Source organism: Clostridioides sp. GD02377 (genome assembly GCF_045899875.1).
Taxonomy (GTDB): Bacteria; Bacillota; Clostridia; order Peptostreptococcales; family Peptostreptococcaceae; genus Clostridioides; species Clostridioides difficile_A.
Map to the genome: position 1 here is coordinate 1 of NZ_JBJODA010000040.1, position 7,383 is coordinate 7,383.

General features: G+C 31.6%; 9 protein-coding genes. All 9 read right to left on the reverse strand.

Features of this window, described 5'->3' with window-relative positions; translation table 11 throughout:
• Positions 1 to 24: 24 nt before the first annotated feature.
• Entirely contained in the window at positions 25 to 2,379 is a 2,355-nt protein-coding gene (locus Q3304_RS20270; RefSeq protein ID WP_407815273.1) for a tape measure protein, read from the reverse strand.
• Positions 2,380 to 2,448: 69 nt separating this feature from the next.
• The gene (locus tag Q3304_RS20275) at positions 2,449 to 3,315 is read right to left on the reverse strand and encodes a hypothetical protein (protein WP_407815272.1); all 867 of its coding nucleotides are present in this window, start codon (positions 3,313 to 3,315) and stop codon (positions 2,449 to 2,451) included.
• A gap of 263 nt (positions 3,316 to 3,578) precedes the next feature.
• The gene (locus Q3304_RS20280) at positions 3,579 to 4,019 is read right to left on the reverse strand and encodes a phage tail assembly chaperone (RefSeq protein ID WP_407815270.1); all 441 of its coding nucleotides are present in this window, start codon (positions 4,017 to 4,019) and stop codon (positions 3,579 to 3,581) included.
• A gap of 71 nt (positions 4,020 to 4,090) precedes the next feature.
• Entirely contained in the window at positions 4,091 to 4,567 is a 477-nt protein-coding gene (locus tag Q3304_RS20285; protein WP_254487059.1) for a phage tail tube protein, read from the reverse strand.
• Between the two features lie 18 nt (positions 4,568 to 4,585).
• Entirely contained in the window at positions 4,586 to 5,896 is a 1,311-nt protein-coding gene (locus Q3304_RS20290) for a phage tail sheath family protein (protein ID WP_407815476.1), read from the reverse strand.
• Positions 5,897 to 6,082, reverse strand: a complete 186-nt coding sequence (locus Q3304_RS20295) for a hypothetical protein (protein ID WP_407815306.1) — start codon at positions 6,080 to 6,082, stop codon at positions 5,897 to 5,899.
• Positions 6,066 to 6,503, reverse strand: a complete 438-nt coding sequence (locus Q3304_RS20300) for a DUF6838 family protein (protein ID WP_407815307.1) — start codon at positions 6,501 to 6,503, stop codon at positions 6,066 to 6,068. Before Q3304_RS20300 ends, Q3304_RS20295 begins: the two co-directional genes overlap by 17 nt.
• Complete coding sequence (locus Q3304_RS20305; protein WP_021383715.1) at positions 6,496 to 6,927, reverse strand: HK97 gp10 family phage protein; 432 nt, start codon at positions 6,925 to 6,927, stop codon at positions 6,496 to 6,498. The genes Q3304_RS20300 and Q3304_RS20305 overlap by 8 nt, the downstream gene beginning before the upstream one ends.
• Entirely contained in the window at positions 6,927 to 7,289 is a 363-nt protein-coding gene (locus Q3304_RS20310; protein ID WP_407815309.1) for a hypothetical protein, read from the reverse strand. Before Q3304_RS20310 ends, Q3304_RS20305 begins: the two co-directional genes overlap by 1 nt.
• Positions 7,290 to 7,383 lie beyond the last annotated feature (94 nt).

Here is a 7,383-nt window from a genome sequence, read left to right on the forward strand (position 1 = left end):
ATAAGCCATTTATATACCTCCTTTCTAAACTATTCCCTCAGCTGATACAACCATTGCATTATTCAGTTTTTCCGTTAAGACATTTACTATTCCATCCACATCTGTATCTTTACTTATGTTGTTTGTATTATTCATATCAATTTTTATGTTTACTCCTGTGAATCGATTGATTGTTTCTTGCTCTGCTATATCTCTAAGATATTTAAGGTCTTCTTGACTTTTATCCATTGTCTTTGCCATCTTTGCTGTGTTTCCCGCAGTATCTTTTACGTTCTTTCCTAAATCTCCACTCCCAAATCCCCCAAGGTTGTTTAAAGGATTTTGTTTATTCCATAAATCGTCTAATCCTAATTTTTTCTTTGCATCTTCTAGCATCTTATTAATATCAAAAGTATCTTTAAATTTATCAGTTATAGCATTTTGCCACTTAGTTCCAAGTGCATTTCCTTTTTTAAACTGACCTTCAATGTCTTTATATCCCATTCTCTCTAGCGTCACTTTTTCTGGTGCATCTCCTACCCATTTGTTTAAATCTGCAATTTGTTTTTTGATTGTGCTATTATCTGCCTTGACTGGTGTAAATGTTGCTTCTCCAACTTTTCCAATATCCACTCCAGGTATTTTATTTAATAAATCGATTAACTTATTTACTCCTCTGATTGCTATATTTGCCCCGTCTATGAAGGCTTTTCCAAGTGCATTTCCAGCACTATTCACAGAGTCATTCAATGCTGCCATTTTTTCTATTATAAAGATTACACCCTTTGCAATAGCTTGTTTCATAAGATATACACATTGATTCCATCCATTTATAATTCCTTCATTTACAGTTATGCAACCATTTAATAACCAAATCATAACATTTTGTATTGCTGCAACTGCTGCAAATACTGCACCTACTATTACCCCTAATGCAGTTAAACTCGTTCCTGCAAATTTGTTTACTGCTTCTACTGCAACAAAAATTACTACTATAAAGGCTAGAATACCTGCAACTATCCAAAAAATTGGGCATGCTAACATAGCTTCGTTTGCTATCCATTGTCCAGCTGCATATTTTATAAGATATGCATACCCTGCCAATGTTTGAGTATTCAAAAGCATCTGAGCAAACATTACAACGAATTTAGAAGCTGCAACCAATTTTTCCCACAACCATATTCCTGCTAAAGCTATAGAATATAGTGAAATTGCTGCTATTACTCCATAAACAACAGGTGCGATAATTGACCAATTCTGAGCAAATATATTAACAACACTAAGTGCAGCATTAGTAATCCCTCCGAGTCCTTGTATTATTAATACCGCTCCTAATGTAATTCCTTGTACAAAACTTGAGAAGAAATCACTATTTAAAATATTTTTTATAATATTTAATGTATCATAAATATTTGAAGATATTGCAATCATAACATTCCGCATAGATACAACAATTTCACTAAACCTCACACTTTGCAAAGCTCCACTTATCTTTCCGAGGGTTTGCCCAAAAATCATATAGGCATCATTTTTCATCATTGTAAGAGCTTGAGAAAAAGTTATTGGCATGCTTGCGAATTTCTTTTCTATCTCAGCACTTGCTTTAAACAAAGCATTTCTCACTACATCTGCCGTTATAGCTCCTGTCCGAGATAAATCTTTTAATGCTTCTTTACCCTTACCCATAGATTCAGCTATTTTAGTAGCTAGAAGTGGAGCATTTTCCATAATAGACCTAAATTCGTCACCCTGAAGCTTTCCTGCCGCCATCGCTTGTGTAAGTTGATACATTGCAGCACTTGCTTCTGATGCTGACGTTCCTCCGATTACAAAACTCTTATTCATCAGTTCAGCAAATTTTACAACTTCTGCACTACTTCCAAATGCTTCTCCTGCCAATATTCCTAGCTTACTTACTTGTGCTGCCGTATCTGCATAACTCGCTCTTGCGCTTTGAGCAGATAAATAAATCATCTTGTTTAATTGTTCTGTTGTCTGTAATCCGTCGTTCATTAGATTTAAACGTGCTTTTGTACTTGCAATTGTATCTGCCGCTTTTGTAATGCTCTCTATTCCTTTTATTCCAACATATATACCAGCAATACTTTTTAGCTTAGCAACTAATACAGAACCTGCTTCACTTCCTTGCTTTATCTTATTATTAAAGTTTTCCTGTTCATTTGTATTCCCTTTAATTTTTTGTTCTATTCTTGTAAGAATACTTTCTACATTATTCAAACTTTGTTGAGAAGTCTGTATCCCGCCTGTGTTGAGTGGATTATTCAATCTCCCTTGTAGTCTTTCTAAACTATTAATTGTTGTATTAATAGATGTAGTCATATTACGAAAAGCGGGTGTCATTCCATCAAATATTTTTATAGAAGTTTGTATTGTTGCCATTTTCTCACTCTCCTTTCTTAAATTTAAGTACAAAAAAGAGTAACCAAATTGATTACTCCTTTAGATTAGTTATTTTATCATTTCTTTTCCATCAAATATAAAAGATTTAACATCTTTGCCATCACTTGTGAATATTATTTGAAATTCACTTCTCATTGTTGCCCCAAACGAATTTTGAGAATCTACATAGGATTGGACTACTATTTCCTCTTTATTTTTAGAGAACATCCACTTTGTTATATTTGGGAATTCAGCTGTACTTGGCGACTTTAGAATTGCACTAACTCCATTTTGACATTGTAATTGCAATGTTGTTTTTTCATCCATTGTAAGAGTATAATCACTAACTTTAGAAACTACTTTTCCATCTTTATAAAAGTCATTGTCAGCCCATCTGACATTGTAAACTGAATTATCTTTATTCAAATACAATATTATATTTTTGGAACCGCCAAACTCAATTCTATAACCTTTTTCTCCGTCAAAATGTGCATTATCCAATCCTTCATCATGTTTTATGCTTTCAAACTCTTCTATTCCACATTCCTTTAGTATCTTAGCGATATTTTGAACTTGCTCTTGAGCTAAATTTGTAACTTTAGATATTTTTTGTTCATCTTCTGACATATTCACTACTTTTTTATCATCTTGTTTTGATTTTAATTCATTATTTCTGCTTACTTCTGATTCATTACTTACTCTTACTTGTGACCCAATATTTATTCCCCACGCTTGTGCTAGATAAACTTTTATTTCTCCAGCAAATATAAAAATTATAAATATTCCAATTAAGCCTCTTACTATTTTCTTATTTTTAAAGGATTTAACAGTAAACTCTGCAATAAGAAGTATTAAAAATACTGGAAAAAATAATAATACAATAAAACCAATTATAATTTTCAAAACAATATTTAATTTTTTAAAACGCTGCCACATAATATAACATCCCCCTATAACGTTATTTACCAATATTATACTATATAAGTAAAGTTTTTACATTATACATTATCTTCTTCGCCCTCTCTTTTTCTCTCTTTCAGCTTCTTTCATTGCTTCTTCTTCATCTTCTATTTTAACAAGTATTGAGGCGGCTGCTAATGCTCTCTCATTAACTTCTAAATTCAAGTATTCACTAGGTTTCCACTTTAATTTTTGAATACAATAATGAGTAATACTAGCATCGAAATCGCCACCTCTGATTAGTTTTTTGCTTCTTCTACTTTATCTTCAAAAGTTGTATCAAATCCATTAACCTCATTCACTTTTACAGTGTAATTTACATATTCTCCTGCTGTAAGCATTGTTTTTAATAACTGAGCTTCTCCCATTACTCCATAACTATTTTGTAACTCAACGTCTTTCAAATCGGGAAATACAGTAGATGCCACACATAATTCAGCTACATAACTGTTGTAGTCAATTTCACTTGTATATTGTCCTGTATGTTTCCCATTATTGCCAATCACTTTCACTCTTTTGGTACAATTTCTTCTTAATACTTCATCTTCCTCAGAAGATAAAACTCTTAATTCCCATTCGACTGGTTTTCCTTCTTCATCTAAAAATCTATCACTTGCTATATATTTTACATTATCAACCTTTATTGCGTTTTGAGCTAAAAAAGCACTTAAATTACTCATATTATTCTAATCTCCTTTTATTTTAATTTTCTACATAAAAAATACACATCTATAAATTATAAATGTGTATTCTATATTGTACCTGATATTAAATTAAACTTTTCAACTAATTCCCAATCCTCACACGTAAAGTCCATATCTTCATCCAAATACTCACCATCAGCATCAAATTTAGTAATTATTCCACTATCCATATTGCAGTCTTTGAGTATTACTGTCTGTCTCCCTACTGAACTTGTTGGGTCTTCAGTAGTTACCTGTATGTCAAAATAAATATCCTCACCAGTCTCTTTGTATCTATAAAGCAATTCTCTAAAAATAGAAGTATTAAAATGAAATGTTGCACTCCCTGTAATTTTACTACCTGTTGTTTTATTTCCTTTTGTAGTTCTACCCAATATAGGGATTTCACTTTTAGTTTTTTCCATTTTAGCTTCTAAATTAATAGCACTCATAAAATTATATCTTTTACCTTCTATTGTTACAAAACACTCTGCTTCAGATGCACTTATTGCGTCTCTAACATTCATAGTAACATTTTTAGACATCTATAATCACTCTCCTTTTTAGCTTACTGAAACAGTCATATAAAGCTTACTCATAGCATTAATAACCTTAACTGCATCACTTACTATAACTGTTTTCTTATCATTTCCAAGTTCCACACTAACATCATCAGTTTTAAAATCTTCTATTGCTCTAATATTTTCTAATTCTTTGTGATGCTTAACAACATCATTCCAGAAGCTTATTCTTCCTGCTGCATCATTTGGTACTTTACCTAAGTATTTTGTATTAAATAGTGTTGCTATATCATTAGCTATTTGGTCAAGCACTCTAACGCTTTGATTACTTGAAAAATCATCATTCTTATCATCTGTAAAACTAACAAAAGTATTTATATCCTCTAGCACATGAACTTCATCACCAACCTTGTGGAATATAAACTTACCTGTTTTTAGAGCTTCTTCGAGTTGTATTTGAGTATAGTTAACATCAACATCAAACTCGCCATCATACTTTTTGTTAGTATTAGATTTATTTATATCGCACCCAGCTATAGCTCCAGTAGCCCAGTAAATTAAACTCGACTCTAATAATCCAGCATCTTTGATTTTATTTTCTACAGATACTACACCTTCATAATCTGCATCACTTTTCTTATACAATACAGTCTGAAACTTAGCTCCCACCTTATCTCTCATTCTCTTTGTAAATTCTACAAACAAACTTTTAATCTCTGTTGTTGTAGCCAAACATCCTAGTGCATTAAATGAGTAGCTTTCTATTTTATCTAAGAAAGCTTGATATTCTGTCCCTGTAATTGCTTCTCCATTAGTCCCACCAGTAAATACAAGTCCTGCACTTGCTTCTAGTGTTGCATCCTTCTTCCAAGTGATATAGTCATTGTCAATTAAATCTGTAATGACTTTAGCTATTTGTGTATCTACTTTCTTATTATCTAAAAGTGTTACAACATCAAATTTAGTGTTATCATCTATATTTGTTGTAACTATTACTTTTAAGTCATTACCTCTTATTCCGCTATATTTAGCTATAGCAATACTGCAACTAGCTTTAACTCCTTTGTTTAGTTTATAAAAGTATCCTAGTCGTATGTTTTTAAATAAGTCTCTCAAACCTTTTAACTTCTCATGAGTGTAATCATATCCAAAGAACTTTGTTGAATACTTTTCAAAATCATCACTAGTTACTTGAAATACTTCTTCATCAATACCCCAATCAAATTCAAGTGGCATTGCGACAATACCTCTATCAGATAATGTACTTGTTGCCCTTGCAGCACTTACAAAGTTTATATAGGCACCAGGCAGTACCTTATTTTGTGTTATAAATGTTCCTCCACCTAAAGCCATCTAACTCACTCCTTTCATAAAATTATTTATTTTATCCTCTACTTCTGAAAAAGAATATAACTCATTTTCTTTTAAAATTGCATTTAATAAATCTTTTCTATTTACATACTTTTTAGAATTAACTATCTGTTCCTTAGTAAATTTGTAGTTATTTTCTTTACTTAATGTTTTACTCAAGTTTATCACCTCTCTTTAGACCACCAAATAACTCTACTGTGTCCATCTTATCTGTATTATTACTTTTTATAGTGAAGTAGTTATAATCAACAAAGAAGTGTAGCACATTATCCACGACTTCAAAGTTCATATTTGTACCTCTAATTAAATCTCCATTGATTTCTATATACTCTAATTCCTCCAGTAACATCTCAGCTATCTCATTTATTTCAAAACTCTTATCTTTTGAACGGGGTAAGTAATATACATCAAATGAATTTTTCTTCAACTCTCTGCCATTTGGATATGATGTTTTACTTGAATTTATAGGAACAATAAAAAAACAAGGTTCATTTATTCCTTGTTCTACATCCTCACTGTAAATTGTATAACTCTCTCCAAACACCTTATCTAACCTTACTGATATTCCATCAATTATATTATTAAGCATCAAATACCTTCTTTAATAAAATCATTAATTTTTTCTCTATTATTGCATCTGCTTCTCCTCTTAACTCCATTACCGAAATAGTCATCATGTATTTTCCTTTTACCAAACCTTTAAGATTTCTAGTTCTATGTCCAAACTCAACGTGGCTAGCATAAGGAACTGGGTTCTTTACCTCTATAACATAATTGTCTCCAACTTTAGTAACAGGAAGTGACCTAGCATAAGCTATCCCACCCCAACCTTCTTTTAGCTTTCCAGTCTTTTTTGGTGTACGTCCACGCTTCCTAGCTTTACGAACAAGTCTTGCAGCTAATTCTCTTGCACAATCTTTTAAAAATTTATCAAGCTGACCATCTTCTAGTCTTTGTAACTTTCTTTGTAGCTTCTTTAGTTCTTTAAAATCAACACTTCCACCTCTAGCCATTACGCTTTATCCTCTAGTAATTCTAAGACAACTTCTTGATGGTTTGGGTATATAGCAGATTCTCCACTTCTTATATATTCTTTTGTAACATTATTTTGATTAGTTATAATAAGCTTTGAGCCTGCTTTAATGCTTATGTTTGGTGATATAAAGAGTTTAATCGTCTGTGTAAGTTTAGCCACTTTTCCATCTGTAGCTGATGCAATATTTTTATATGAAAGCTTACATGGTTGATTTTCTAATGCAACTACTTCTTTATTATTAGTTCGTTTTGTAATAGGGTCTTTAATTGGTTGATATTCTACTATAGTACATTTATCTCTATATAACATTTCTATTGCTTTTCTAGTTTTACTCACCATCTTAAGCACCTAAAGGTTAATATCTTATTCTTACCATAAGTCAAAAGATAGTTTACAAAAGTGTCAAATCGTTGTTCAGGTGTTTGTGAGCCAT

What these genes read in the sequence shown, in the direction of transcription:
- Q3304_RS20270 (WP_407815273.1), bottom strand. Translation starts at nt 2,379, where the DNA reads ATGGCAACAATACAAACTTCTATAAAAATATTTGATGGAATGACACCC.
- Q3304_RS20275 (WP_407815272.1), bottom strand. Translation starts at nt 3,315, where the DNA reads ATGTGGCAGCGTTTTAAAAAATTAAATATTGTTTTGAAAATTATAATT.
- Q3304_RS20280 (WP_407815270.1), bottom strand. Translation starts at nt 4,019, where the DNA reads ATGAGTAATTTAAGTGCTTTTTTAGCTCAAAACGCAATAAAGGTTGAT.
- Q3304_RS20285 (WP_254487059.1), bottom strand. Translation starts at nt 4,567, where the DNA reads ATGTCTAAAAATGTTACTATGAATGTTAGAGACGCAATAAGTGCATCT.
- Q3304_RS20290 (WP_407815476.1), bottom strand. Translation starts at nt 5,896, where the DNA reads ATGGCTTTAGGTGGAGGAACATTTATAACACAAAATAAGGTACTGCCT.
- Q3304_RS20300 (WP_407815307.1), bottom strand. Translation starts at nt 6,503, where the DNA reads ATGCTTAATAATATAATTGATGGAATATCAGTAAGGTTAGATAAGGTG.
- Q3304_RS20305 (WP_021383715.1), bottom strand. Translation starts at nt 6,927, where the DNA reads ATGGCTAGAGGTGGAAGTGTTGATTTTAAAGAACTAAAGAAGCTACAA.
- Q3304_RS20310 (WP_407815309.1), bottom strand. Translation starts at nt 7,289, where the DNA reads ATGGTGAGTAAAACTAGAAAAGCAATAGAAATGTTATATAGAGATAAA.